The organism is Kribbella pratensis, assembly GCF_004365355.1.
Lineage (GTDB): Bacteria > Actinomycetota > Actinomycetes > Propionibacteriales > Kribbellaceae > Kribbella.
Genome location: NZ_SODP01000001.1, coordinates 1,082,390 through 1,108,168 on the forward strand (window position 1 = coordinate 1,082,390; position 25,779 = coordinate 1,108,168).

Consider the following 25,779-nt stretch of genomic DNA (forward strand, 5'->3'; position numbering starts at 1 on the left):
CGGTCAAACGGACCGTCCTGCCCTCCGGGCTTCGTGTGCTCTCCCAATCCGTCCCAGGCTTCCGATCGGTGACGTTCGGGCTCTGGGTCGGCGTCGGCTCCCGGGACGAACCGGAACAGCTGGCCGGCGCCACACACTTCCTCGAGCACCTGCTGTTCAAGGGCACCGAGCGCCGCGACGCGCTGGAGATCTCCGCCGCGATCGATGCGGTCGGCGGTGAGATGAACGCCTTCACCGGCAAGGAATACACCTGCTACTACGCGCGGGTGCTCGACTCCGACCTGCCGCTCGCGGTCGACGTCATCTGCGACATGATCACCTCCGCCACGCTGACCCCCGCGGACGTGGAGAGCGAGCGCGACGTCATCGACGAAGAGATCGCGATGCACGCCGACGAGACGTCGGACCACATCCACGACCTGTTCGCCGAGCAGTTGTGGGGCAAGTCCCCGCTCGGCCGTTCGATCACCGGTACGCCGGAAACGCTCGCCGGTCTGTCCCGTCAGCAGATCGTCGGCTGGTACCGGCGCCGCTACAAGCCGTCCAACATCGTCGTCTCGGTGGCCGGTAACGTCGATCACGCCGAGGTCGTTCGCCTGGTCCGCAAGGCGTTCGAGCGTCACTGGGTCACCGCGGAGGCCGAACCCGTCGCCGTACGGCGTGCTCCCGGCAAGCGCGTCCCGACGTACGGCGGTGTGCGGGTGCACCACCGCGATGTCGAGCAGGCACATCTGGTGCTCGGCATGCCCGGCCTGGTCCGGAGCGACGAGCGCCGCTACATCGCCGGCGTCCTGCACGGGATCGTCGGCGGCGGGATGTCGTCGCGGCTCTTCCAGGAAGTGCGGGAGAAGCGCGGCCTGGCGTACTCGGTGTTCACGTTCGGCTCGGCGTACGCCGACTCAGGCATGGTCGGCGTGTACGCCGGTTGCCTGCCGAAGAAGGCCCCCGAAGTACTCGACGTGATCCGCGCCGAGCTCGAGTCGATTGCCAGCGGCAACATCACGCCGGACGAACTGCTCCGCGGCAAGGGCCAGATGCGCGGCTCGGTCGTGATGGGCCTCGAGGACACCGGCGCCAAGATGACCCGCATCGCCAAGGCCGAGCTGGTCTACGGCGAGCTCCCGACGGTCGACGAGATCCTGCACCGGATCGACTCGGTCACCCTCGACGACGTCACCGCACTGGCTGCCGAGCTCTACGCCGGCACACCCGCCCTAACCGTCATGGGCCCGTTCGACGAGGACACCACCGCCTTCACCGTGTAGCTCTCTGGTGGCAGACTGACAACTGGCCTGGGGGAGGCTTGGGGGCAGGTCATGGGCACGGTCGAGGACTTCCGGGGTGAGCTGATTCAGCCCGGCGATCCGTCGTACGACGAGTATCGCAAGGTGTGGAACGGGTCGATCGATCGTCGGCCCGGGGTGATCGCACGCTGTACAGGGGTCGCCGATATCCGAAGTGCGCTCGCGTACGCCCGTCGTACCGGCGGGCCGGTCGCGGTGCGTGGGGGCGGGCACAGCTTCCCGGGCCACTCGACCTGTGACGGCGGGATCGTGCTGGATCTCAGCCTGCTCAAGGGGATCCGGGTCGATCCGGTACGTCGTACCGCTCGCGCGCAGGCCGGCGTACTGCTGGGGGAGCTCGATCGCGAGACGCAGGAGTACGGACTGGCGACGCCGGCCGGGATCGTCACGCATACGGGGCTTGCCGGACTGACCCTCGGCGGCGGGATCGGCTGGCTGATGCGCAAGTACGGGCTGACGATCGACAACCTGCTGTCGGTCGACGTCGTCACGGCTGAGGGGGAACTGCTGACGGCGAGTGCGGACACCAACGCCGAGCTGTTCTGGGGAATCCGGGGTGGTGGCGGGAACTTCGGCGTGGTCACCGAGTTCGAGTTCCAGCTACATCCCGTCGGCCCGACGGTGTACGCCGGAATCGTCGCCTGGCCGATGGAGCAGTCTCCGGAGGTCCTGCGTTTCTATCGCGACTGGATCGCTGACGTTCCGGACGAGCTGACCACCGCGGTGGTGCACCGGTGTCTGCCTTCGCTGCCGACGATCCCGTCCGAACTGCACGCCCGGCCGGCAGTGGTCGTGGTCGTGAGCTACTCGGGTTCGGTCGAGAACGGTGAGCGGGTGGTTGCACCGCTGAAGGCGTTCGCGCCGCCCATGCTGGATCTCTGCACGCCGCGGCCGTTCCTCAGCCTGCAGTCGATGCTCGACCCGACCTTCCCGCACGGCCGCTGGTACTACACCCGCGCGTGCGACGTCGACGAGCTGACCGACGAGGTGATCGACATCGCGGTCGAGCGGGGGCTCGCGATCGATTCGCCGTACTCGCTGTTCCCGATCTTCCACCTCGGCGGCGCGATCGCGCGGATGGACCCGGACAGTACGGCGTACGGCGGTCGCTCGCACGGGCACGCGTTCAACTTCGTTGGGGCGACCCTCGGTCCGGACGGGTTCGACGCGCAGCGCGAATGGGTCCGGGAGTCGTCCCGGGCGCTGGAACCTCATCAGGCCGGCGTGTACGTCAACTTCCTGACCGACGAGGGCAGCGACCGGATCCGGGCGGCGTACGGCGCGACGACATACGACCGGCTGCAGGCGCTCAAGCAGAAGTACGATCCTGGGAACCTGTTCCACCTGAACCAGAACATTCCGCCGAACTGAGCCGGACCGGCAGTGTTTGGTAGCCGCGGAGGACGAGCCGGTCGCGGCGGGTGGCTGGTCCGGCCGCGGAAATTGTCGGGAAGCGGTCGAGCAGGCGAGCGAAGGCCACCTTCGCTTCGAGGCGAGCCAGGCTGTTGCCCAGGCAGATGTGCGCGCCGGCGCCGAAGCTCAGTGGTTTGTTGTCGGCGCGCGCCGGATCGAAGCGATCGGGCTGCGGGAAGCGGACCGGATCACGGTTCGCGGCGCCGAGCAGCAGGATGAGATCGCTGCCCGCGGGCATCGGGATGCCGCCGGCCGACAGTCCGTCCGCGCGGGCGATGCGGGTCGTGACCTGCACGGGGGAGTCGTAGCGGAGTACCTCCTCGACGAAGGCGGCGGGGTCTGAGCCGAGTTCCGGCTGGTCGAGCAGGATCGCCAGGCCGTTGCCGAGCAGGTCGGTGGTGGTTTCGAAGCCGGCGACGAGCAGCAGGATCAGGTTGGCGAGCAGTTCCTCGTCGGACAGCCGCCCGTCGCCCGCGTCTCGGGCGGCGAGGAGCGCGCTGACCAGACTGTCGGGCGCGGGGTCGCGGATGAGCCGGACGAAGTACTCACCCAGCTCACGCGCCGCCGCGTCCGCCGCCTCGTCCGACGAGTCGGTGAGCTCCAGCGCCGCGGTCAGGTCGGACGCGAGCGGGCGGAAGCGATCCCGCTCGGAGGTCGGTACGCCGAGCAGCTCGCAGATGACCGTGACCGGCAACTGGAAGGCGAACCGGTCCATGAAGTCCACCTCGGCCGGGAGACCGTCGAGCAGGTCGTCGACCGCGCTCTCGATCGCCGGCTGCAGAGCCGCGACGCGCCGGGGGGTGAAGACCTGCGAGATCAGCGACCGCATCCGCCCGTGATCCGGAGGGTTCGCCCGCAGGATCGATCGCTGCATCAACTCCAGCGCCGGTTGGCTCGACGGATCGGTCCGGATCCCGAAGCCCGGGTTCCGCAGTACTTCGTTGACCGCCGCGTAGCCGACGATCACGAAGACGGTGTCGGCGATCGGCAGCACCGGACCGAGACGATGCGCCTCGGCGTACAAGGGGAACGGATCGGCCCGGCCGGCCGGTGACAGCAGGGACTCGATGAGGTTCATGCCCGCCGCCCGAGCAGGATGTAGCCGACGGCGTACACGGTCGCGCCGGCAACCTCGAAAATCTGGATCAGGCCGAACTTCGGACCCGCGGTGAAGATGAAAAGACCGCCGATCGTGTAGGCGAGGGCCCCGGCACCCAGCAGCAGGCCGACCAGCCGTAGCCGCTTCCGCAGGGTCCAGCCCAGCCAGAGATAGCTCAGCGGGAAGACGAGCAGCGCCGGGAAGACGATCAGCGCCGCAGGTGTGTCGAGATCCGCGGGTTCGTGCACCATGCTCGGCGCGTACTCCGCCCGCACCGGGTTGTGCGAGCCGTCGAAGATGATCAGCGCGAACCAGAGCAGCGTGCCGACCAACGCGGCGTACCAGGCACCGAGATCGCGCCGGCGGCCGATTTGGTTGCCCAGCGCAAGCATGCTGGCCAGGCAGACGATCTGCAGCGCCAGGCCGGCCGCCTGGATGTCGTGCGTCAGCCCGTACCGCTCGCCGACGTTCGCGATGCTCCAGCCGTCGCGGGCCGGGTGCAGCAGCGTCCCGAGCCAGAACACCGGCCCGCCGATGAACGCGGTCAGTCGTGCGGTGGTGTGGAGTTGCCGACGCAGGCCGGTCGGCGCCGGAAGGGTCTCGGTCATCACTGCTCCGATTTCACTAGAGTATTGCTCTAGCGAATCACTAGTGCCTCACTCTAGTCAACTGGTAACCTGGCGGCATGAGCGTGAGAGCGGAGAAAGCGCAGGCCAACCGGCAGCGGATGCGGGCGGCAGCGCAGACCCTGTTCACCAGCCGGGGGTACTCCGCGACGTCGATGCAGGCGATCGCCGACGAGGCCGGAATGGCCGTGCAGACGCTGTACTTCACCTTCCGCACCAAGCGCGCCCTGCTCAGCGAGCTGCTCGACGTCGCGATCGCCGGCGACGACGAGCCGGTGCCGACGTTGGAACGGCCCCGGGTGCTCGCCGCCATCGACAATCCCGATCCGGTGGCGCAGTTGCGGGAGCTGGCGGGGATCGCCCGCGCGATCTACGAGCGGGTCGCACCCGTCCTCCAGGTCGTCGCGCATGCCGCACCGGGCGACCCCGAGATCCACGAGCTATGGATGACCAACAACGCCCAGCGCGCCGTCGTGATGGACCGCTTCATCACCGCCCTCGCCGCCAAGACACCGTTACGCGACGGCCTCGACACTGCGATGGCCACCGACATCGCCCTCGCCCTACAGAGCCCGGAGATGTACCAGTTCTTCACCACACGCCGCGGCTGGTCACCCACCCGCTGGGAACACTGGACCGCGGACGCGCTCGTGACACAACTCCTCCCACCCCACTAGCGCCGCCCCAAGCAATCCGGGTCGTCCCCCGCCACCCCGGGCCTCGCGCCGTAACCCGCCGCCCTGCCGCCCGCGGCCTCGCGCCGTAACCGCCCCCCGCTGCCCGGGGCCTCCGGCTTTGACCCGCCGCCCCGTTTGCCCGGGTTCGTACTGGCGCGTCTCAGGGGTCAACCCTCGAGCTGGTCGGTTATCCCTGCTGTATGCCAGGGGCCAACCGACCGTCTCAGGGGTCAACCCCCGAGCGGTTCAAGCGTCCAGTGCGGCCGCCGCCCAGGCCCGCGCCGCCCAGGCCGGCGCCGCCCAGGCCGGCGCCGCCCAGGTCTGGTCGCTGGTGTGGTGTGGCGAGTTGGTGGTGACTGCGTGTGGAGTGGTGGGGGTGGAGTGGTGCGAGTGGGGGTGGTGTCTGCAGCTCGACAGGACGTGTTCGGGGGTGGGGGCTGGATTCAGGTGTGCGTGGGCGGACGCTGGTCGGCAGCGTAGGTATACGTCCAGTCGAGCTGCAGGTGAAACCCGTCTGCGATCGCCGGGCTGGGGCGAGCAGGCACCGCATCGCGTCGTCCGACCTAACCGGCCGTCTCGGGGGTCAACCCCTGAGCGGTTCGGCGACCCACCCCGGGCTGGCGCGGCCTAGGTTTGGCCTGGACTGGTACTAGCGTGGGTCGGTACGCGTCCCACATGATCTGCCACTGGATCCCAGCTGAACGGGCGGCGCTCGATTCAGGGATGACACGCATCTGACGGCTGAGGTGAGCGGCGCCGGTCACCCGGCGCGGCTCCGGCCTGTCTGCGTGAAAGAGGATCCTCGTGCTAGATGCGTTCCGTACTGCCCGCGATTCGTTGCTCGATGCCGTCCGGGTCCCTCCCGGATGGCTGACGTCGTACTCGATGTGACCGACAGGCGATTCGTACGTAGCGTGCCGCCTGCCGCCCGACAGCTCGTGCTCCCGCAGGTCGAGTCGCTTGCCCTCGAGCATGTCAGCTTCAGGTACGGCGATGTGCCCGTGCTGCGCGACCTCTGCATCGAGGCGCCCTGGCGAAGTCGTCGCGCTGGTCGGCGTGAACGGCGCGGGGAAGGCGACCGCGACGAACCTGACCAAGGCGAGGCGGCTCGCCGGCACTGGGATCTCTGGGGTCAATGGCAACGACTTGCGCTGGCGCGGATCCGGCTGCGGGGCGCCGGGGTCTGGATCCTTGACGAACCCACGTCGGCGATCGATGCGGAAGCGGAGCGCGAGATCTTCGCGGAGCTCCGGCGTACCAAGGAAGAACGCGTCACGATCGTGGTCTCGCACCGCGCGTGGACGCTTCGTGAGATGGATCGCATCTACGTGATCGACGGCGGCGCGGTGGTGCAGGAAGGAACCTACCCCGAATTGATGGCTCGGCAAACCGGCCGGTTCGCTCGGTTGTTCGCGGCCTAGCGGGAGTGAGCGACCACTGCGTGCAGGCGTTCGAATACTCGGTGCAGTGGGGTACTGCGCATTTGTGAGCACATGGCCAAATTGCTGTGATCTCTCCTGTCATCTGATGACTCTGACGGACTGATCTGATTAAGTGAGGGCTCGCTCCGCGAGGAGCGGCTGGTCATCTGAGGTCTTGGCAAAGTAACGCCTACGTTACGCGCCGCCGCTTTGTGCCTGACAACGTTGACATGCGCAGTTTCGACCAGCCACCATGACGCTTGATCCGCCCGCCTAGCGGCCCTCCCGCCGAGGAAGTTGGTTTGACCGTGCGACGTCTGTCTGGGGTAGTGGGGGCGGCACTCGGCTTAGCGCTGGTGCTCGCCTCATGTGGAGACGGCAAGAGCAGCGATGGAGGCTCCGGCAGCGGAGGCGCCAAGAGCGAGGTGATCGCGATCGCCGCCGACCCGCTGGAGTACATCAACCCGCTGAACGAGAACGGCAGTCCGGGGATCCAGATCGCGATGGCGATGTTCGCCCCGCTGGTGACCACGGACCCGAACACCGGCAAGCTGCAGAACGTGATGGCCGACTCGGTCACACCGGACAAGACCAGCCAGACCTGGACGATCAAGCTGAAGCCCGGCAACACCTTCCAGAACGGCCAGCCGGTCACCGCGAAGGACTACGTCGACAGCTGGAACATGACCGCCGAGGGCTCGAACGCCTGGAAGAACAACGGGTTCTTCTCCAAGGTCGACGGGTACGACGCGCTGAACCCGCCGACGGCCGACGGCGCGACGCCGAAGCCGACCGCGGTGAAGACGCTGAGCGGTCTGAAGCAGGTCGACAACCTGACCTTCACGGTGAAGCTGAAGGTGCCGTTCTCGCAGTTCGGCCTGACCCTGCAGTACCTCGGTCTGGCCCCGCTGCCGGAGGAAGTCCGGAAGAACCCGGACGCCTACAAGCGCAAGCCGATCGGCAACGGCCCGTACAAGCTGGCCGCCGACTGGAACGCCGGTGACGACATCAAGCTGGCCAAGTGGGACGGCTACAAGGCTTCTGCCGCGCCCGAGGCCGACTCGATCACGTACCGGTTCATCCCGAACGCGGACACGGCGTACAACGAGTTCCTGGCCGGCAACGTCGACTTCACCGACGTGCCGTCGACCAAGGTGAAGAGCTTCAAGACCGATGCGCCCGACCAGTGGGTGACCAGCGTCAGCTCCGGCGCGAACTACCTGGTGTTCCCGGCCTGGGACCCGCGGTACAAGAACCCGAAGCTGCGGCACGCGTTCTCGGAGGCGATCGACCGCAAGGCCTTCGCCGATCTCGTCGGCCTGTCCGACCCGGCCAAGGGCCTGATCGCGCCGGACATCAACGGCTACCGCCCCGACGCCTGCAAGTACTGCGACTTCGACGCGACCAAGGCCAAGCAGCTGTTGCAGGAAGCGGGCGGCTTCTCCGGTGTGGTCAACATCAGCTACAGCACCACGTCCGCGACCGGTCAGATCTTCGCCGAGGCGATCGGCAACATGCTCCGGCAGAACCTCGGCCTGCAGGTGAAATACACGGGCAAGCAGGGTTCGGAGATCACCGAGCTGGCCGACAGCCGCAAGCTGGACGGTCTGCGGTTCGGCGGCTGGGGTCACGACTACCCGTCGATCGAGGACTACCTGACGCCGATGTTCAAGACCAACGGTGACGCGAACTTCGCCGGCTACAGCAACCCGGCGCTGGACGCCGTCCTGGCCAAGGGCGACGCCGAGCCGGACCAGGAGAAGGCGATCAAGCTGTACCAGCAGGCCGAGGACATCGCGCTCGAGGACATGCCGCTGATCCCGCTGTACACCAAGTCGAACGCGTACCTGCACTCGGCCAAGATCGAGCCGCGCGTGTCGAAGTACGTCGGTGTCTCGGCGCTCTGGGCCACGTTCAAGTGATTCGTTTCGTCCTTCGCCGCGTGCTCGCGGCGATCCCGATCGGACTGGTCGTCACGCTGGGGGTCTACGCGCTCGTCTTCGCGATGCCCGGAGACCCCCTGCGGGAACTGGCCGGCGACAAGCCGATCCCGGCGGCCGTGCTGGCGGCCAAACGGGCCCAGTTCCACCTCGACGACCCCTTCATCGTCCAGTACCTGCTGAGCATGAAGGACATCCTCACCGGGCATTTCGGTACGACGTTCGCCGGAGCCGACATCGCCGATCAACTCCGGCTGCGGATCCCGGTGACGCTCAAGCTGACACTGCTCGCGAACGCGTTCCAGTGGACGCTCGGGCTGTTCTTCGGGATCTACGCCGGGTTCAAGCGCAACGGCTGGGTGGACCGGTCGTTGCTGCTGACAACATTGGTGCTGCTCGCGGTCCCCGGACTGGTGGCGTACTTCGCCGCGCAGTACCTGTTCGGGGTCGAGCTGAAGTGGTTCCCGGTGTCGGGTGTGCTCGAAGGGTTCCCGAGGTCGTACCTGCTGCCCGCGCTGGTGATCGGCGTCCTCGGGTTCGCCGGGCTGGCCCGGCTGCTGCGGACGTCGATCGTCGAGACGGTCAACGCGGACTTCGTGAAGACCGCGCGGGCCAAGGGACTGGGGGAGCAGCGGGTGCTCTGGCGGCACATCCTGCCGAACGCGCTGCTCCCGGTGATCACGTTCATCGGGCTCGACCTGGCCGGCATGTTCGGCGGCGCGATCATCACCGAGAGCATCTTCAACCTGCCCGGGCTCGGCCAGTTCATGTTCCAGGCGATCAAGCTGAAGGAGGGCGGGGTCGTGGTGCTGCTGTCGACTCTCGCCTTCATCTCGTTCATCGTGATCAACCTGCTGGTCGACGTGCTGTACGGCGTCGTGGATCCGAGGGTGCGCAATGTCTGACGTCCAACAGATCACCGCGGCCGTCGGCGCCGAGGCGCAGGAGCTCGGCGACGGCCGCACCCTGTCCAACCGCGAACTGCTGCGGGCGCTGCTGCGCAAGCCGCAGTTCGTGCTGTGCAGTCTGCTGCTGCTGGCGTTCTTCACGATGGCGGCGGTACCGAAGCTGTTCACGTCCGCCGATCCGCGGTTCTGCGAGCTCGCCAAGAGCCGGCAGGGCCGCGGCCCGGGGCATCCGTTCGGCTTCGACATCCAGGGCTGCGACTATTTCGCCAACGTTATCTACGGCGCCCGCCCGTCGGTGCTGGTCAGCATCTGTGCGAGCTTCGGCGTGTTCATCCTGGCCGGTTCGCTCGGTCTGCTGGCCGGATACTTCCCCGGCTTCGTCGACGGCCTGATCTCGCGGACGGCCGACGTACTGTTCTCGATCCCCGGCATCGTGGTGCTGATCGTGATCCTGAACTCCGTGCAGAACCGGAGCATCTGGATCATCGTCGGCGTCATCTTCCTGATCGGCTGGCCGGGCGGCATGCGGCTGATGCGCGCCACGGTGTTCTCGGTCCGCAACCGCGAGTACGTGCTGGCGGCCCGGTCGATCGGTGTGCCGCCGATCCGGATCCTGCGCAAACACGTGTTCCCGAACGCCATGGCGCCGCTGCTGGCGATGACCACGCTCGGCATCGGCGGCATGGTCGGGCTGGAGGCCGCGCTGACCTTCCTCGGCGTCGGTCTGCAGCCGCCGTCGATCTCGTGGGGTTCGCAGTTCGGCGTGGCCGCGTCGTACCGCGACACGCCGCACCTGTTCATCTGGCCGGCGTTGTTCATCTCCACGATGACGATCTCGTTCATGATCATCGGCGACTCGATCCGGGACGCCCTCGACCCGAAGTTGCTGCGATGACTGCACAGATGACTGCACACAAGAACGGCGAAGTACTGCTCAAGGTCGACGACCTGACCGTCGAGTTCGACACACCACGCGGCCCGGTGCGGGCCGTCGATGGTGTCTCGTGGCAGGTGCGTGCGGGCGAGACGCTGGCGATCCTGGGGGAGTCCGGGTCCGGCAAGAGCGTCTCGACCCAGGCTCTGACCGGCATCCTCGAGATGCCGCCCGGCCGGATCCTGAAAGGTACGGCGGAGTACCGCGGCGCCGACCTGATCCAGATGACCACCAAGGAACGGCGGCGGATCGTCGGGGACCGGATCACGATGGTGTTCCAGGACTCGCTGTCCGCGCTGAACCCGGTCCAATCGGTCGGGACGCAGATCGCCGAGTGCTATCGCGTGCACCGCGGGCTGTCCAAGCGGGACGCTCTCACAAAAGCCGCGGAGATGCTCGACCAGGTGCGGATCCCGGCCGCGGCCAAGCGGGTGAACGACTACCCGCACGAATTCTCCGGCGGTATGCGCCAGCGCGTGATGCTGGCGATGGCGCTCGCGCTCGATCCCGACGTACTGATCGCCGACGAGCCGACCACCGCGCTCGACGTCACCGTGCAGGCGCAGATCCTCGAGTTGATCGCTGAGCTCCAGGCCGAGCGGCAGATGGGCGTCGTGCTGATCACGCACGACCTCGGCGTGGTCGCGGATGTCGCGGACAACGTCGTCGTGATGTACGCCGGGCACGTCGTCGAGCGTGCCGCCACGGCGGAGGCGCTGGAGTATCCCGTTCACCCTTATACCGAAGGGCTTCTGGGCTCGATGCCGTCGGCCGACCTCAAGGGCCAGGAGCTGCCGACGATCCCCGGTACGCCGCCGTCGTTGCGGGCGATCCCGTCCGGGTGTGCGTTCCGGACCCGGTGCCCGATCGCGATCGACGACTGCGCCGCCGAGGTGCCGCCGCTGCTCACGGTCGGGCCAGGACGCGACGCCGCCTGCATCCGCCGTACGACGCTCGCCGAGAAGGAGGCGGTGTGATGCCAGAGACGAGCAGCGAGTTGCTGGTGGCAACCGATGTCGTCAAGCACTACGACATCAGCCCGGCACTGAACTTCGGCGCCAAGACCCTGGTCCGCGCGGTCGACGGCGTCGACCTGACGCTCCGCAAGGGCGAGTCGCTCGGCATCGTCGGCGAGTCCGGCTGCGGGAAGTCCACGCTGGTCCGGCTGCTCGCCGCCCTGGAGAAGCCGACGGCGGGGCAGATCGAGTACAACGGCGTGGACGTCAGCAAGCTCAGCGGCCGCGAGCTGCGGCGCTGGCGGCGCAACGTCCAGGTGGTGTTCCAGGACCCGTACTCGAGCCTGAACCCGCGCATGCGCGTCGGCGAGATCGTCGGCGAGCCGTTCGAGGTCCACCCGGACGTCGGCAAGGGCCTCGACGTCCGCGCGCGGGTCCGCGAGCTGCTCGAACTGGTCGGTCTGCGGCCGGAGGACGAGACGAAGTTCCCGCACCAGTTCTCCGGCGGCCAGCGGCAGCGGATCGGCATCGCGCGCGCGATCGCGCTCAACCCCGACGTACTGCTGTGTGACGAGCCGGTGTCGGCGCTCGACCTGTCGGTCCAGGCGCAGGTGGTGAACCTGTTGATGCGGCTGCAGCGTGAGCTTGGTCTCAGCATCATCTTCGTCGCCCACGACCTGTCCGTGGTCCGCCACGTCTCCGACCGGGTCGCGGTGATGTACCTCGGCAAGGTCGCCGAGCTGGGCGAGCACCAGCAGGTGTACGACGTTCCCGCGCACCCGTACACGCAGGCGCTGCTGTCCGCGGAGCCCGGGCTGGCCCGGAAGGGTCGCGAGCGGATCGTGCTGGCCGGTGACCCGCCGTCGCCGGTGATGCCCCCGTCCGGATGCCGGTTCCACACCCGCTGCCTGCGGGCCGAGGCCAGGTGCAGCACCGACGTACCCGAGCTGCGGGAGATCGCGTCCGGGCAGACCGTTTCGTGCCATTTCGCCGAGGATGCGCAGAGTGCCTACTCCGCGGCGGGAGCAATAGCTGTTGAGTGATGGCCTAGGGTGGCGGCCGTGGGTGTTTCCTCGGCGAGCAGGCGAACGGCGCTGCTCGTAGGGGTGATCGTGGTCGCCGGCGGCCTGGCGGCGTGGTGGATCCTGACCGCCGGCCGGGCCGCCAACGAGGGCTTCGACATCACCGACGAGGGCTACTACCTGCTGTCGTATCGGTGGTGGGACAGCAACCCGCTGGCGCTGACCGGGGTGCAGTACCTGTACGGCCCGATCTTCGAATGGTTCGGGTACAACATCGAGCGGCTGCGGCTGTTCCGGCTGTTCACGGTGATCGTGGTCCATCTGCTCTTCGGGTACAGCTTCATGCGCTGGTTGCGCGGGCGGCGGCCGGGGATGCAGGCGACGAAGCTGTGGGAGCCGGCCGGGATGGCGATCATCCTGGCCGCGGGCGGCATGTGTTACGCCTGGCTGCCGCAGTCGCCCGGGTACAACGATGTCGTCCTGCTCGGCGCGCTGACCTTGGTGTCCTGCGTGCTGTGGATGGCGACGGCGGTCGACCGCGGCGATCCCGTGCCGTTCTGGCTGCCGGTCGTGGCCGGACTGGTGATCGGCCTGATGGTGCTGGCCAAGTGGACCTCGGTCGTGGTGATCGGACTGATCGTGATCGCCGCGGTGGTCGTGCTGGCCGGTCAGGGGTGGCGGTCCGTTGCCCGAGGCATCGTTTTCGCCCTGGGCGGGGTCGCGGTGGTGGCGCTCGTCGTCCAGCTGTTCGTGGTCCGCCTCGACGTCGCGGTGCCGGGCATCCTGACCGTCAACAAGTTCATCGCGGGTACGTCGTACTCGCCGACCGAGCTGCTCCAGTTCTACTGGTCCAGCGGCATCAGACTGCTCGGCCAGACCTTCCGCGACCACGGCCTCCTGCTGCTCGCGACCGCACTCACCGTGATCGCCCGCTGGCGCTGGCTCCGGATCGTCGCCGCGGTCTTCGCCCTGCTGGCCTTGATCCTGTCCGTACGACGCGTTGTCGTCGACGGCGCCGCCATCGGCGGATCGCAGCACACCGCGACGTACGCCGTGACGCTGCTGGCCGCCGTACTTGTCGCGGTGGTCGCCGCCGCCGGCGCCGTGATCGCGCACCGGTTCGGCGTGACGGAGTGCTCTCGGCTGAGCCGCGAGAACACGCGCACGTGGGTGATCCTCGCTGTGCTCGTGCTGCTGCCGCTGGTGCAGGCGTTCGGGACGAACACCGCGCTGTACACGATCGGGTTCAACGCGTTCGCCGCCTGGGCCGCGGTGATGATCGCAGTACTGACCGGGATCTGGGCTACACCGATCGTGGCGCGCGTGACGCTCGGACTCGTCCTGGTGGGATCCCTGGTCGCGACCGCCTCGATCGCCTACACCGGATTGTTCCGGTATCCGTACCGTTCGGTCGGGCATTCCCAGCTGACCGCGCCGTCGAAGTTGCCCGCCTTGAAAGGGCTGTATCTTTCGCCGGCCGCCGCGGAGAACTACAGCAAGCTGGCCGACGCTCTCCGCCCGTACACCGAGCCCGGCGGCCGGCCGATGCTGGCGTTCGACAAGATGGCCGGCCTGGTGCTGATCCTCGGCGGCAAGCCGCTGGGCGAGGCGTGGATCGCGCCGGCCGAGCGGGCCCGGACCGCGGCCGGCATCGAGGAGGTCTGCCGGAAGAGCCACCCGGAGCGTGCTCCGCTGATCCTCCTGAACCGGCAGATCTCGGATTCGGAGATCACCGCGTTGCAGTCGTGCGGGCTCGACTTCCGTGCCGACTACCGGCAGCTCGCCCCGGCCCAGCAGACGATGGGGCTGCAGGTCTGGGTGCCCAAGGCCGAGCGGGGCGCCCGGTCCCGAGGATGAGATCCTGTTGCCCACCAATCCACAGGCCGGACAGGAAGGGTACGCATGATCAAGGTCGGTGTGCTGGGGGCCAAAGGCAAGATGGGCGCTCAGACGTGCCTCGCGGTCGAGGAGGCCGCCGACTGTGAGTTGGTCGCGCGGCTCGACCAGGGCGACGAGCTCGACGAGCTGACCGCGGCGGGCGCCGAGGTGGTCGTCGACTTCACCCGGCCCGAGGTCGTGATGGACAACCTCGCCTGGTGCATCGAGCACGGCATCAACGCGGTCGTCGGCACCACTGGGTTCGACGAGGAGCGGTTGGCCACGCTGCGTTCACAGCTCGCCGGCAGCCCGTCCACCGGCGTACTGATCGCGCCGAACTTCTCGATCGGCGCTGTGCTGATGATGCAGTTCGCCGCGAAGGCTGCGCCGTACTACGAGTCGGTCGAGATCGTCGAGCTGCATCACCCGGACAAGGTCGACGCCCCGTCCGGCACAGCCCGGCGTACGGCGGAGCTCATCGCGGACGCGCGTCGTGAGGCCGGGTCCAAGCCGATCCCGGATGCGACCACGACCGCCCTCGACGGCGCCCGCGGCGCGGACGTCGACGGGATCCGGGTACACGGCGTCCGGCTCCGCGGCCTGATCGCACACCAGGAGGTCCTGCTGGGCGACGAGGGCGAGACCCTGACGATCCGCCACGACTCGATGGCCCGGACGTCGTTCATGGCCGGCGTCCTCCTCGGCGTACGCCGCATCGGCAGCACCCCCGGCCTGACTGTCGGCCTCGAACACTTCATGGATCTGTCGTAGATGAGCGCCAAGCGGACGGCGATCGTGCTCGCGGTCGTTTTCGTCGCGTACGCCGTCCTGCTTGGCTGGCGCGGTGTGCTGCTGATCGGGACCGGTGATCCGGTCGCGATCGTGCTGGGGATCGCCGTGCTCGTTATCCCGCTGCTGGGTGCGTACCTGGTGTGGCGGGAGCTGCAGTTCGGCCGGCAGACCGAAGTACTGGCGCGCGAGCTGGAGGCGTCGGGCGGTTTGCCGGTCGACGATCTGCCGCGGCGGCCGTCCGGGCGGATCGATCGGGCGGCCGCGGACGAGGCGTTCGGCAAGTACAAGGCCGAGGCGGAAGCAGCCCCCGACGACTGGCGCGTCTGGTTCCGGTTGTCGACGGCGTACGACGCGGCAGGGGACCGGAAGCGGGCCCGCGCGACCATGCGGGCCGCGATCTCCCAGCACGACAGAACCTCGTGAGTTACTTGGGAGTTCAGGGTGAAGGACCCGAGAACACTGACAACGCGGGGCTGAACGGGATACCTTCGTGAAGGTACGTGGCAGCCGCCACGTAAAGGTCGGAGACTGGGTGGGGCCGTCCTGTGCCATCAGAGGGGTCTCGCCGCGGCTCGGACGACGTGCAGGGGGCCGGATTCGGTGGCCTGTTGCGTCGGCACCGGCGTGAAGCCGGGCTGTCGCAGGAGGCGCTGGCCGAACGAGCCGGACTGAGCGTCGATGCGATCGCGGCGTTGGAGCGTGGCCGGCGGCGAGCGCCGCGGGCGCACACGCTGCGCCTGCTCGCTGACGCGCTGCGACTCGGCGACCCCGACCGCTCCCGGCTCACCGCGGCCGCCCGCAAAGAGGCGGACACGACTCGTACGCCGATGCGGCAGCCGCCGGCGCCGACGAACGAACTGATCGGCCGCACGACCGAACTGACCGCGACGAGTCGCCTGCTGGGGCAGCGAATCACGCGTTTGCTTACGTTGACGGGACCTGGCGGGGTCGGCAAGACGAGACTGACGCTGGCGCTGGCGAACGAGGTCGCCGACAGTTTCCAGGACGGCGTCTGCTGGGTGCAGCTCGCTGCGCTCACCGACCCGGCCGGCGTCGTACCGGCGGTCGCCGCGGCCGTGGGCCTGCATCCGCTGGAGAGCACGCGCCTGGTCGAGGAGATCGCCGAGCAGATCGGCCGGAGCGCGATGCTGCTGGTCTTCGACAACTGTTCGCACGTGGTGGCGACGGTCGGCCAGATCAGCGCTGCGCTGCTGGAGTACTGCCCGAACCTGTCGATCCTCGCCTCGAGCCGCGAGCTCCTACGACTGCCCGGCGAGAGCGTGTACGTCGTGCCGGCGCTCTCGTTACCGCATGACGAGGACCAGTTGGAGACCTCGGAGGCCGTCCGGCTCTTCGTCGAGCGAGCGACCGCGCGCGGCTACGACACGACCGGCCAGCTCGACCAGGTCGCCCGCGTCGTACGCCGACTCGAGGGCATGCCGCTGGCGATCGAGCTGGCCGCCGCGCGGACGAACGTGATGACGATCGAGGAGCTCGCGTCCGAACTCGAAACGTCGTTCGGCATCCTGGCCGGCGGTTCGCGGACCGCGTCCCCCCGCCAGCAGTCGATGTACGGCGCGATCGAGTGGAGCTATGCCCTGCTCACTCCGGCCGAGCGGGACGTGTTCGCCCAGCTCTCGGTCTTCGTCGGCGGGTGGACGCTGAACGCGGCCGCGACGGTCATGTCCGGGCAGGCGCATCCCGGTCCGTTGGAGCGAGCTGAAGCGCTGGACCTCACCGGACGGCTGGCCGACAAGTCCTTGATCCGAGTGACCCGGCGGCGTGGTGTCACGCGGTACTACATGCTCGCGGTGATCCGGGAGTTCGCGGCCGACCGGCTGATGGCTGTCGGCCGGACCGACGAGGCAGCCGAGCGGCACGCCCAGTTCTACATCAGCCTGGCCGAAGAGGCTGAGGGACATCTGCGCGGTCCCGCGCAGGAGGAATGGCTCGACCGCCTGGAGAACGAGCTGGACAACCTGCGGGCCGCGATGGCATGGGCACTGCGGACGAGCTCGCCCGCTGCCGCGCTGCGCTTGTCCGCCGGCCTGTGGCTGTTCTGCTCGATGCACGGCCACTACGCCGAGGGCAGTCGCTGGCTGGAGCGAGCGTTGGCGCTCGGAGACTCGTTGCCCGCCGACCTGATGGCTGAGCTGTCCCCGGCCTGCGCAAAGGCAAACCTCGGCGCTGGAACGCTGGCGTTCCTCCAGTGCGAGTACGACGCCGCGACCGACCGCCTGCAGACCGCCCTGCGTCAGTACAAGGAGTTGAACGACGCCGCCGGTACTGCGCTCGTGCTGCAACGCCTCGGTGGAGTTGCTCGCGAACGCGGGGACTACGGCGCCGCAGAGGATCTGCACTGCGAGAGTTACGACCTCTACGAGAGTCTCGGCGACCGCGCCGGGATGGCCTGGGCGCACAACCACCTCGGCTTCGTGGCCTGGCTGCGCGGCGACCTGGACATCGGCGCGCGCCGGTGCCGGCGCGCCCGCGACGCCTTCCGGATCGTCGGCGACGGGGAAGGCCTGGCCTGGTCGCTGATCAGCCTCGGCGCGATCGCGCAGTACAGCGGTGAGCTGGTCGAGGCGGAGGACCTGTTGCAGGAGAGCCTCGCGCTGTCGCAGCGACTCGGGTACCGCGAGGGCGTGGCCTGGTCGCTGAACCAGCTCGGCATCATAGAGCGGCGTCGCGGCTACACCGAGCGCGCCGTACACCTGCTGGACGAGAGTCTCGCCGAGCATCGCGACCTGGGCGATCGGTGGCGGTCGGCCAGTGTGCTCGAGGAACTCGCGGCGGTCGCGCAGCAGCGCGAGCGGAGCGAGTACGCCGCGTTCCTGCTCGGTGCCGCGGACGGGGTGCGGGAGGTCATCCGCGCGCCTGTGCCGGTGATCGAGAAGGCTGACTGCGAGACCACGCGAGCCGCGGTCGAAGCCGCGCTGGAACGGCGGGCCTTCCGGGCCGCCTGGTCGGCCGGCCGGGCCGTGCCGCTGGCCGCGGTGGCCGACGGTTACCCGCCGCCCGGCGGCGCCGCGGCCGACTCACCGACCCTGACCTGAACACCGGCCTGAACACCGGCCTGAACACCGGCCTGAACACTGACCTGAACATGCCTCGCGAGGCACCACGACCTGGGGGATCGACGGTACCCCGCGAGGGATCTGGAGGCGCGAGCACGCGTTTCGTGACCCGGCCGGCTGTGCCTTCTGTCTGACCCCCCAGGCAGTCCCCCCACCTCACAGCCGGCCGAAGCCACGTCCGCGATGGTCACCCGTCATCGAGCCCTCCCAGTCGACGACCGGTTCCTCCGCGCTGACTCAAGGTTGCCGTGATCACGCTCTGTCGCACAGGGACGTAACCCTGACATCGCCCTGACAAATATGTCCTGACAACGAAAGCAGCGGCCGGAATTCGCCGGTGGTGATCGGAATCTGCCCGTGTGTAGGCGAATTCCGGCCACCGTCGAACATCCCCGGTCGAACGGTCGTCAGCGCAAATATCCGGAAACAGCTTTTGTGAATCCGGCGATCCTTCGTAAAGGAGTTTCCTTGCTGTAGCCGGTGCCTGCATCGTCGAGGCCGGGCATCAGCTTGTCCGGTGCCGGGATGCCTTCGCCGGCGCAGCTGACGTCCTTGGCCGGCGCCTTCCCCGTGGTCAGGAACGTGTTGACGATCCTGTCCGCGCAGCGGTTCACGCCGCCGTACACACCATGGTCGCCTTCGTTCGTGACGGTCAGCAGTCGCGAACCGGCGTACCTGCTGTGGGCCGAGACGGCGAGGCCGTAGCTGGTGGCCGGGTCGTGCACCGACTGCACCATCAGCGTTGTGGGCAAGCCGTTGCCGGTCGGCGTCGGCATGGTGAGGTTGGGGCGGTTCCAGTAGAAGCAGGGGTTCTCGGTCATCGTCCAGCCGATCAGCGGGAAGTGCGGACCGAGGCGCGCGGCCAGCTGTGCGCCGGTCTCGGGGCCTTGCGGCCACGCGGTGTCGTTACAGGTGATCGCGTTGAAGGTCGCATCCTCGGAGTCGACTGTGCCGAACGTGCCGAACGTGCGGAGCCCGACCGGTGCCCGGTTCGCCCGCTGCACGAGCTGCTGCTGGCGGGCCAGGGACAAGCCGTCGACCTGGCGCTGCGCGGCCTGCGGCCCTCCTTTTGCCTGTGCCGCGGAAAGGTCGCGGATAAATGCCATATCGACCGCGAGAGAATAGAAGTCGAGTTTTGTATACATATCGTTGGACACCATCATGTCCAACGCGTTCTGGTCGTATGTCACCTGAACTGCCGCGTCCAGGAACTCCTCGACCGCGGGCCGCTCCTTCAGTGCCCGCCGCAGGCGTTCGTAGGTCCGGATGACTTCACTGGGTGACGAACCGAGGTGCAGTTGGGCGTCGTACTTCGCTGCCCACGGCGCGAAGTCCTCGCGGAACCGGCGCTCGAACGCCTGCGGCTGGCTGACGAACGTGTCGAACCAGGTCTTGGTGAAGTCCGTGTTCGAGTCCAGCACGAAGCGGCCGACGTGGTCGGGGAAATAGGTCTGGTAGTACGCCCCGAGCCAGGTGCCGCCGGAGTACCCGACATAGTCGATCTTGTCGAAGCCGAGCAGTTGCCGGATCAGGTCCATGTCCTGCACGGTCTGCGCGGTGGTGATGTAGGGGAGGAGCCCGCGGGACTGGCGGTCGCAGTACGGCTTGACCATGGCCGAGGCCTCGGAGATCAGGGCCTGGTTCGCAGGATCGCGGTCACGCGGGTCCATCGTGTACCCGGGGCTGCCGTCGCAGCTGACGTTGGTGCTGCCGCCGGTGCCTCGCGGGTCGAAGCCGACGGTGAGGTGGTCCTTGGCGAGCGGCGCCTGGCTCGCGAGGTACGGCGCCATGCCGAGGCCGGCGCCACCCGGTCCGCCCGGGTTGCCGAACACCACGCGGCTCGGCTTGCCCTTGGCGGGCGCGACCTTGCTGACAGCGATCTGGAGGTCGTTCCCGGAGTACTGGTTGGCCCAGTCGCGCGGCACGGTGATCTTCGCGCAGTACGTGCGGAACTCGGCTTCGCCGCACTGGATCCAGTCGGGTCTCTGCTCGAGGTACTTGTTCGCCACCCGATGCGGCTTGTCGACAACGGTCGCCGTCTGCATCGAGGCGGTGGCCCCGGACCCCGGTACGACGAGAACGGCAGCAGCGGAAATGCCCAGGCCGACGGCCAGGGTCAGGTACTTCATGCAGAACTCCAGCGGATGGCGTTACGTGATCGGACCGTGACAACCTGTCATGTCCACGCCACCCGGTCGAGCACCACCCCCGGCTCGTCGCCGATCGAGCGACTGCTACGCGTCTCCTGGATCGGTGTGCAGCCGGATCTGCTTGATGCGGACCGACTCGTCGCCGTACAGGTCCAGCTCACGGTGGGCGCCGTCCGGAGCCCAGCCGGCCTCGGTGTAGAAGGCGCGGAGAACGTCGTCGGTGGAGTTGACCCAGACGGTCAACCGGCTGAATCCGTCGGCGCGGATCGTGTCGACGACGGCGTTCAGCAGCCGGGAGCCGTGGCCCGCACGGGTGGCGTCCGGCTGTACTGCGAGCTCGGCGATCACGGCGTCCCGCTGCGGGTCGGCGTCCGGATCGTCCGACGGCGTGATGGCCGCGAAGCCGACCAGCGTACGGCCGGCCAGTGCGACCATCACCCGGTTCCGGGCCTCGCCCGGCGCGAGCAGCGCGGCCCGCCACTGGGCTGCGAACTGCGCCGGGTCGAGGTCGGCCAGGACGTCGGCGGGCAGGAGTCCGGCGTACGCCGACCGCCAGGCCGCGACCTGAATCTCGCCGATCTCGTTCGCCTCCGCCGGCAATGCGAGCCGCACGCTGGTCTCGGCCACCGGGGTCTCACCGGATTGTCCGGAGAGATCGGAGAGGTTGGCGGGTTCCGGTACGCCGAAGTCACTCATGTCTCTCATCCTCGCAAGTCAGTACACGAGCCGCCGCAGCAGGGTCTCGGCCGGCCCGCGGTAGGAACGCCTGCTCATCGCGTACGCGCCGACGACGGAGATGATCCAGACCCCGATCGCGACCAGCGCCGCGGTGTACGCCGTACTCCCGAAGCGCAGGTCCAGCGTGAAGGGTGCGAGCAGAACCATCCACGCCACCGACTGGAACAGGTAGCCCGACAGCGACCGCTGACCGAGTGCAGAGATCGCGCGGACCGGTAGGGAAAGCTTGTTCATCCGGGCGACGAGCAGCCCGAAGAGGGCGACGTATCCGGGTCCGCCGAACATCCCGCTGACGTGGGACAGGTAGCTGAGCGCGCCGACGGCCGACTCGTCCACGTGCAGCCAGCCGGCGCCGACGAATGCCAACGGCAGACCGCCGAGGACGGTGAGGCCGAGACCGACCGAGGCAACCGAGACCAGCAAGGGCCTGTGGGCGGCCGGGTTCTCGAGGATCTGCTTGCGGGCGGCCCAGATACCCAGCCAGACGATGACGATGAAGCCCAGGACACTGGCGAAGTGCGTCGGGTACTCGTGCAGCCGGTCGACCATGCTCGCGAAGTACGACGTCGCGGCCAGCGAGGGGTTCGGCTCATTGGTCAGCGGGTGCGCGGGACCGGAGCTGTTGACGACGGCAAGCACGCCCCGGGCCGCGAAGACGACGACCTGGACCGCCATGAAGGCCCAGACGCCGAGGATGATCCGGTGGAACTTGTCGCCGCGATTCAGCAGGAACAGGGTGCAGATGATCCCGACGACGCCGTACGCGCCGAGGAAGTCACCGAAGTACAGCAGGGTCGCGTGCAGCAGGCCGAACGCGACCAGCCAGCCGTTGCGCTTGAGCAGGATCCGCCGTACTGCGCTCGGCGTCGTACCGGACGTCCGCTGCCGGCGGGCGAGCTGGACCAGGCCGTAGCCGAACATCACCGCGAAGACCGGGTACGCCCGGGCGTCGACGAAGGTGAGTTTGAGGAAGTTCAGGATGCGCTCGAAGCCGTGCGGTGCGCTCTCCACGCCGGGCTGGCCGGCGAAGGCGAAGTTCGCGCTGTTGGCCAGGCCGATCAGCAGCAGCATCGCGCCGCGGATCAGGTCGGGGGCGAGGGCACGTTCTCTGCCGGTGACAGGCCCGCGATGATCTGAGTGGGCTGATATGGCCGGAGCGAGGGTGGTAGTCACGGGAGGATCTCCAAAACTGTTTAGGTCTTGAACTGTTACCTCGATCCTCCCGGCCGTCGGCCGCCGTACCCAGCGTCCTGAATCCACTCCCGCGGTGGGCCTAGAACCACCTTTGTGACACTTGTTGTTGATTCAGACGAAAAGTGTCACATATGCTGCGGGTATGGACTTCCAGGCGACCATCGACGCCGACGGCCGGATCGAGCCGCGGGACGCGATGCCGGACGGGTACCGCAAGACCCTGATCCGGCAGATCGCGCAGCACGCGCACTCCGAGATCATCGGCATGCAGCCGGAGGGCAACTGGATCAGTCGCGCGCCGTCGCTGCGCCGCAAGGCGATCCTGATGGCCAAGGTGCAGGACGAGGCGGGCCACGGTCTTTATCTGTACGCCGCCGCCGAGACGCTCGGCGTGGACCGGGCGGATCTGCTCGACCTGCTGCACAGCGGCCGGCAGAAGTACTCCAGCATCTTCAACTACCCGACGCTGACCTGGGCCGACATCGGGGCGATCGGCTGGCTAGTCGACGGCGCCGCGATCGTGAACCAGGTCCCGCTCTGCCGCTGCTCGTACGGTCCGTACGCGCGGGCGATGGTGCGGGTGTGCAAGGAGGAGTCGTTCCACCAGCGGCAGGGGTTCGAGATCCTCTACACACTGTGCAACGGGACTCCCGAGCAGAAGGCGATGGCCCAGGATGCGCTCGACCGCTGGTGGTGGCCGTCGCTGATGATGTTCGGTCCGCCGGACACCGCGTCGACGCACTCCGAGCAGTCGATGGCGTGGGGGATCAAGCGGCACAGCAACGACGAGCTGCGGCAGCGTTTCGTCGACATGACCGTTCCGCAGGCCGACGTGCTCGGGCTCCGGGTTCCCGATGACGGGCTGGTGTACGAGGACGGGCACTACCGGTTCACCGAGCCTGACTACACCGAGCTGTACGACGTGGTGAAGGGCAACGGCCCGTGCAACCAGCAGCGGCTGGCGCATCGCGTGAAGGCGCACGAGGACGGCGCCTGGGTGCGCGAGGCCGCGGCCGCTTATGCCGCCAAGAAGGAGGCTCGAGCAGCATGATCGAGCCACTGTGGGAGGTTTTCGTCCGGTCGCGTCGTGGGTTGTCGCACACCCATGTCGGCAGCTTGCACGCCCCGGACGCGACGATGGCGTTGCGGAACGCGCGCGACGTCTACACGCGCCGGCAGGAGGGCGTGTCGATCTGGGTGGTGCGCGCTGCTGACATCACCGCGTCGTCGCCGGACGAGAAGGACGAGTTCTTCGACCCGGCCGGCGACAAGGTGTACCGGCATCCGACCTTCTACCAGGTCCCGGAAGGTGTCGAGCACCTGTGAACGACCTGTTCGTCTACACACTCCGGCTCGGTGACGATGCGCTGATCTCCGCGCAGCGCACCGCTGAGTGGATCGCGGCCGCCCCGCAGCTCGAGGAGGACGTTGCCCTCGGCAACATCGGGCTCGACCAGCTGGGGCAGGCGCGATCGCTGTTGCAGTACGCCGGATCTCTCGACGGGCGGACCGAGGACGACCTGGCGTACTTCCGCGACGAGCGTGAGTTCCTGAATGCGCAGCTGTGCGAGCTGCCGAACGGGGACTTCGGGTTCGCGATGGCGCGGTTGCTGTACTTCGCGACGTACCAGCACCTGCTGTACGACGAGCTGCGGTCGAGCGCTGACGAGACACTGGCCGGTGTGGCGGGGAAGGCCGTCAAGGAGGTCGCGTACCACGTCGACCATGCGATGCAGTGGGTGCTCCGTCTGGGCGACGGGACCGAGGAGAGCCACCGCCGCATGCAGGCCGGTTTGGATGCCCTTTGGCCCTACACCGCAGAGCTCTTCGAGTCCGACCCGCTCGTGCAGCGCCTGCCGGTTGCCGTGGACCCGTCAACGCTCCACGATGCTTGGCTCGAGCGAGTACTGGCCGTCATTGACGAGTCCACGTGCGAGCGACCCTCGTCCTCGTACCAGCACACCGGCGGCCGGCTCGGACGTCACACCGAGCACATGGGCTACCTGCTGGCCGAGCTCCAGCACGTCGCGCGATCCCACCCTGGTGCGACATGGTGACCGACGCAGCCATCCTCGAGGCGGTCGGCGAGGTCCCGGATCCCGAGGTCCCGGTCCTGACGATCGCCGACCTCGGCGTACTCCGCGGTGTCCGCCACGAAGGCGACGAGGTCGTCGTAACGATCACGCCGACGTACTCCGGCTGCCCTGCCATGGACTTGATCCGGCACGAGGTAGAGCTGACGCTGCAGTCGTTGAACGTGGACGGTCGAGTAGAAACCGTCCTCTCGCCGGCCTGGACAACCGACTGGATGAGCGAGTCAGGCAAGGCGAAACTCGTCGACTACGGCATTGCGCCGCCCTCTGCATCTGGGCCGGTGATGCTGCGGTTGAGCATTCGCTGTCCGCTGTGCGGTTCCCCGGACACCACAGAGCTCAGCCACTTCGGCTCCACCTCGTGTAAATCGCTCTGGCGCTGCAACACCTGCCGCGAACCCTTCGACCACTTCAAATCCCTGTGAACAACCAACACAGCAAGGCGATCTGATGACGACGACCGTCGCCCCCCGCCGCCGCGCCACCTTCCACCCGCTGAAGGTCGCCGCGATCGACGCGATCACCGACGACTCGGTCGCGATCACGTTCGCCGTACCCCGCGAGCTGGCGGGGGAGTACGAATTCACCGCCGGCCAGCACCTGACGATCCGCCGCCGCGGCGAGGAGATCCGCCGGAGCTACTCGATCTGCTCGCCGGCCGATTCCGGCGTACTGCGGATCGGCGTCAAGCGGATCCCCGGCGGCGAGTTCTCGGCGTACGCCGCCCAGGAACTGGAGGTCGGGGACGAACTCGAGGTGATGACGCCCCTCGGCCGATTCGGCACGACCCTCGATCCCTCGCAGACCAAGCACTACGCGTTCGTCGCCGCGGGCAGTGGCATCACGCCGGTGCTGTCGCTCGTCGCGACGATCCTGGCCGTCGAGCGTTTCAGCCGTGTCACGTTGCTGTACGGCAACCGCACCGCGGGGTCGGTGATGTTCGCCGATGAGCTGGCCGACCTGAAGGACCGGTACGCCGAACGCCTCCACCTCGTCCACGTGCTGTCCCGGGAGACGACCGAGGTCGAGCTGTTCAGCGGACGGATCGACGCTGATCGCCTGCAGCGGATGTTCGCGACGATCCTGCCGCTGGAGTCCGTCGACGAGTGGTTCCTGTGCGGGCCGTACGCGATGGTCGTCGACTCGCAGGAACTCCTGCTGGGCAAGGGGGTGCCGCGCGAGCACGTCCACGCCGAGTTGTTCCACGTCGGAGACGAAGCCCCGAAGGCCCCGATCGAGGAAACGACCACGGACGAGGACGCCGCGCAAGTCACGATCATCCTCGACGGCCGACGCTCGACGTTCCCGCTGGGCGAGCACTCGAAGGCGGTGCTCGACGCGACCCTCGCCGTACGCTCCGACGCACCCTTTGCCTGCAAGGGCGGCGTCTGCGGCACCTGCCGGGCCAAGCTCCTGGAAGGCTCCGTGACCATGGACACCAACTGGGCCCTCGAGCCCGACGAGATCCGCGCCGGCTACGTCCTCACCTGCCAATCCCACCCCACGACCCCAACAGTCACCCTCGACTTCGACGCCTGACCCCTCGGCCTGATTCAC

General features: G+C 68.1%; 23 protein-coding genes. 18 read left to right on the forward strand and 5 right to left on the reverse strand.

All coding sequences use genetic code 11. The features are described 5' to 3' along the window. The first annotated feature begins 68 nt into the window (after window positions 1-68). Complete coding sequence (locus EV653_RS05040) at window positions 69-1,265, forward strand: M16 family metallopeptidase (RefSeq protein ID WP_238159573.1); 1,197 nt, start codon at window positions 69-71, stop codon at window positions 1,263-1,265. Window positions 1,266-1,316: 51 nt separating this feature from the next. After that, entirely contained in the window at window positions 1,317-2,675 is a 1,359-nt protein-coding gene (locus EV653_RS05045; RefSeq protein ID WP_134098398.1) for an FAD-binding oxidoreductase, read from the forward strand. Here EV653_RS05045 and EV653_RS05050 read toward each other — a convergent pair. After that, window positions 2,614-3,795 carry a cytochrome P450 gene (locus EV653_RS05050; RefSeq protein ID WP_134098400.1) on the reverse strand — a complete coding sequence of 394 codons (1,182 nt, stop codon included), beginning with the start codon at window positions 3,793-3,795 and terminating at the stop codon, window positions 2,614-2,616. The two genes, EV653_RS05045 and EV653_RS05050, sit on opposite strands and share 62 nt — an antisense overlap. Then, on the reverse strand, window positions 3,792-4,424 hold the full coding sequence (locus tag EV653_RS05055; protein ID WP_134098403.1) for a hypothetical protein: 633 nt from the start codon (window positions 4,422-4,424) through the stop codon (window positions 3,792-3,794). Before EV653_RS05055 ends, EV653_RS05050 begins: the two co-directional genes overlap by 4 nt. 77 nt (window positions 4,425-4,501) lie before the next feature. On the opposite strand from EV653_RS05055, the gene EV653_RS05060 reads away from it, so the two are divergent. From EV653_RS05060 to EV653_RS05110, 11 genes are all read left to right on the forward strand, one after another. Continuing rightward, window positions 4,502-5,119 (forward strand): TetR/AcrR family transcriptional regulator, encoded by a 618-nt coding sequence (locus EV653_RS05060; protein ID WP_202871484.1) that lies wholly within the window; start codon window positions 4,502-4,504, stop codon window positions 5,117-5,119. An 866-nt stretch (window positions 5,120-5,985) separates the two neighbouring features. Next, window positions 5,986-6,540 carry a hypothetical protein gene (locus tag EV653_RS41560; RefSeq protein WP_202871485.1) on the forward strand — a complete coding sequence of 185 codons (555 nt, stop codon included), beginning with the start codon at window positions 5,986-5,988 and terminating at the stop codon, window positions 6,538-6,540. Window positions 6,541-6,848: 308 nt separating this feature from the next. After that, complete coding sequence (locus EV653_RS05070; protein WP_134098405.1) at window positions 6,849-8,462, forward strand: peptide ABC transporter substrate-binding protein; 1,614 nt, start codon at window positions 6,849-6,851, stop codon at window positions 8,460-8,462. Beyond that, a complete protein-coding gene (locus tag EV653_RS05075; RefSeq protein ID WP_130446612.1) occupies window positions 8,459-9,385 on the forward strand; it encodes an ABC transporter permease in 927 nt (308 codons plus the stop codon). Before EV653_RS05070 ends, EV653_RS05075 begins: the two co-directional genes overlap by 4 nt. Continuing rightward, window positions 9,378-10,283 carry an ABC transporter permease gene (locus tag EV653_RS05080; protein ID WP_134098407.1) on the forward strand — a complete coding sequence of 302 codons (906 nt, stop codon included), beginning with the start codon at window positions 9,378-9,380 and terminating at the stop codon, window positions 10,281-10,283. The genes EV653_RS05075 and EV653_RS05080 overlap by 8 nt, the downstream gene beginning before the upstream one ends. After that, on the forward strand, window positions 10,280-11,299 hold the full coding sequence (locus EV653_RS05085) for an ABC transporter ATP-binding protein (RefSeq protein WP_238159574.1): 1,020 nt from the start codon (window positions 10,280-10,282) through the stop codon (window positions 11,297-11,299). Before EV653_RS05080 ends, EV653_RS05085 begins: the two co-directional genes overlap by 4 nt. Beyond that, window positions 11,299-12,321: an ABC transporter ATP-binding protein gene (locus EV653_RS05090; protein ID WP_134098409.1), complete on the forward strand. Its 1,023-nt coding sequence runs from the start codon at window positions 11,299-11,301 to the stop codon at window positions 12,319-12,321. The genes EV653_RS05085 and EV653_RS05090 overlap by 1 nt, the downstream gene beginning before the upstream one ends. An 18-nt stretch (window positions 12,322-12,339) precedes the next feature. Then, window positions 12,340-14,157 (forward strand): hypothetical protein, encoded by a 1,818-nt coding sequence (locus EV653_RS05095; RefSeq protein WP_134098411.1) that lies wholly within the window; start codon window positions 12,340-12,342, stop codon window positions 14,155-14,157. 45 nt (window positions 14,158-14,202) lie between these two features. Next, on the forward strand, window positions 14,203-14,949 hold the full coding sequence (dapB, locus tag EV653_RS05100) for a 4-hydroxy-tetrahydrodipicolinate reductase (RefSeq protein WP_134098413.1): 747 nt from the start codon (window positions 14,203-14,205) through the stop codon (window positions 14,947-14,949). Further along, complete coding sequence (locus EV653_RS05105; protein ID WP_134098415.1) at window positions 14,950-15,393, forward strand: hypothetical protein; 444 nt, start codon at window positions 14,950-14,952, stop codon at window positions 15,391-15,393. It begins immediately after the preceding gene. Window positions 15,394-15,515: 122 nt separating this feature from the next. Then, window positions 15,516-18,026: an ATP-binding protein gene (locus EV653_RS05110; RefSeq protein WP_134098417.1), complete on the forward strand. Its 2,511-nt coding sequence runs from the start codon at window positions 15,516-15,518 to the stop codon at window positions 18,024-18,026. Between the two features lie 428 nt (window positions 18,027-18,454). Here the strand turns inward: EV653_RS05110 and EV653_RS05115 are convergent, their stop codons facing one another. From EV653_RS05115 to EV653_RS05125, 3 genes are all read right to left on the reverse strand, one after another. Continuing rightward, window positions 18,455-20,176, reverse strand: a complete 1,722-nt coding sequence (locus EV653_RS05115) for an alpha/beta fold hydrolase (protein ID WP_134098419.1) — start codon at window positions 20,174-20,176, stop codon at window positions 18,455-18,457. Window positions 20,177-20,281: 105 nt separating this feature from the next. After that, the gene (locus tag EV653_RS05120) at window positions 20,282-20,893 is read right to left on the reverse strand and encodes a GNAT family N-acetyltransferase (RefSeq protein ID WP_134098421.1); all 612 of its coding nucleotides are present in this window, start codon (window positions 20,891-20,893) and stop codon (window positions 20,282-20,284) included. 18 nt (window positions 20,894-20,911) lie between these two features. Next, window positions 20,912-22,108 carry a DUF418 domain-containing protein gene (locus EV653_RS05125; RefSeq protein WP_238159575.1) on the reverse strand — a complete coding sequence of 399 codons (1,197 nt, stop codon included), beginning with the start codon at window positions 22,106-22,108 and terminating at the stop codon, window positions 20,912-20,914. Window positions 22,109-22,271: 163 nt separating this feature from the next. Here EV653_RS05125 and paaA point away from each other — a divergent pair, with 163 nt between their 5' ends. From paaA to paaE, 5 genes are read left to right on the forward strand one after another with little or no spacing between them, the layout of a single operon-like run. Further along, window positions 22,272-23,180: a 1,2-phenylacetyl-CoA epoxidase subunit PaaA gene (paaA, locus tag EV653_RS05130; RefSeq protein WP_134098423.1), complete on the forward strand. Its 909-nt coding sequence runs from the start codon at window positions 22,272-22,274 to the stop codon at window positions 23,178-23,180. Further along, window positions 23,177-23,455, forward strand: coding sequence for a 1,2-phenylacetyl-CoA epoxidase subunit PaaB (gene paaB / locus EV653_RS05135; RefSeq protein WP_131351625.1), 279 nt, complete (start codon window positions 23,177-23,179; stop codon window positions 23,453-23,455). Before paaA ends, paaB begins: the two co-directional genes overlap by 4 nt. After that, window positions 23,452-24,186 (forward strand): 1,2-phenylacetyl-CoA epoxidase subunit PaaC, encoded by a 735-nt coding sequence (paaC, locus tag EV653_RS05140; protein WP_134098425.1) that lies wholly within the window; start codon window positions 23,452-23,454, stop codon window positions 24,184-24,186. Before paaB ends, paaC begins: the two co-directional genes overlap by 4 nt. Continuing rightward, window positions 24,180-24,647 carry a 1,2-phenylacetyl-CoA epoxidase subunit PaaD gene (paaD, locus tag EV653_RS05145; protein WP_134098427.1) on the forward strand — a complete coding sequence of 156 codons (468 nt, stop codon included), beginning with the start codon at window positions 24,180-24,182 and terminating at the stop codon, window positions 24,645-24,647. The genes paaC and paaD overlap by 7 nt, the downstream gene beginning before the upstream one ends. A 25-nt stretch (window positions 24,648-24,672) precedes the next feature. Further along, window positions 24,673-25,761 (forward strand): 1,2-phenylacetyl-CoA epoxidase subunit PaaE, encoded by a 1,089-nt coding sequence (paaE, locus tag EV653_RS05150; protein ID WP_134098429.1) that lies wholly within the window; start codon window positions 24,673-24,675, stop codon window positions 25,759-25,761. Window positions 25,762-25,779: the final 18 nt, after the last annotated feature.

Coding starts and splice junctions, on each gene's coding strand:
- EV653_RS05045 (WP_134098398.1), top strand. CDS start 1,317: ATGGGCACGGTCGAGGACTTCCGGGGTGAGCTGATTCAGCCCGGCGAT.
- EV653_RS05050 (WP_134098400.1), bottom strand. CDS start 3,795: ATGAACCTCATCGAGTCCCTGCTGTCACCGGCCGGCCGGGCCGATCCG.
- EV653_RS05055 (WP_134098403.1), bottom strand. CDS start 4,424: ATGACCGAGACCCTTCCGGCGCCGACCGGCCTGCGTCGGCAACTCCAC.
- EV653_RS05060 (WP_202871484.1), top strand. CDS start 4,502: ATGAGCGTGAGAGCGGAGAAAGCGCAGGCCAACCGGCAGCGGATGCGG.
- EV653_RS41560 (WP_202871485.1), top strand. CDS start 5,986: ATGGCTGACGTCGTACTCGATGTGACCGACAGGCGATTCGTACGTAGC.
- EV653_RS05080 (WP_134098407.1), top strand. CDS start 9,378: ATGTCTGACGTCCAACAGATCACCGCGGCCGTCGGCGCCGAGGCGCAG.
- EV653_RS05085 (WP_238159574.1), top strand. CDS start 10,280: ATGACTGCACAGATGACTGCACACAAGAACGGCGAAGTACTGCTCAAG.
- EV653_RS05090 (WP_134098409.1), top strand. CDS start 11,299: ATGCCAGAGACGAGCAGCGAGTTGCTGGTGGCAACCGATGTCGTCAAG.
- dapB (WP_134098413.1), top strand. CDS start 14,203: ATGATCAAGGTCGGTGTGCTGGGGGCCAAAGGCAAGATGGGCGCTCAG.
- EV653_RS05105 (WP_134098415.1), top strand. CDS start 14,950: ATGAGCGCCAAGCGGACGGCGATCGTGCTCGCGGTCGTTTTCGTCGCG.
- EV653_RS05115 (WP_134098419.1), bottom strand. CDS start 20,176: ATGAAGTACCTGACCCTGGCCGTCGGCCTGGGCATTTCCGCTGCTGCC.
- EV653_RS05120 (WP_134098421.1), bottom strand. CDS start 20,893: ATGAGTGACTTCGGCGTACCGGAACCCGCCAACCTCTCCGATCTCTCC.
- paaA (WP_134098423.1), top strand. CDS start 22,272: ATGGACTTCCAGGCGACCATCGACGCCGACGGCCGGATCGAGCCGCGG.
- paaB (WP_131351625.1), top strand. CDS start 23,177: ATGATCGAGCCACTGTGGGAGGTTTTCGTCCGGTCGCGTCGTGGGTTG.
- paaD (WP_134098427.1), top strand. CDS start 24,180: ATGGTGACCGACGCAGCCATCCTCGAGGCGGTCGGCGAGGTCCCGGAT.
- paaE (WP_134098429.1), top strand. CDS start 24,673: ATGACGACGACCGTCGCCCCCCGCCGCCGCGCCACCTTCCACCCGCTG.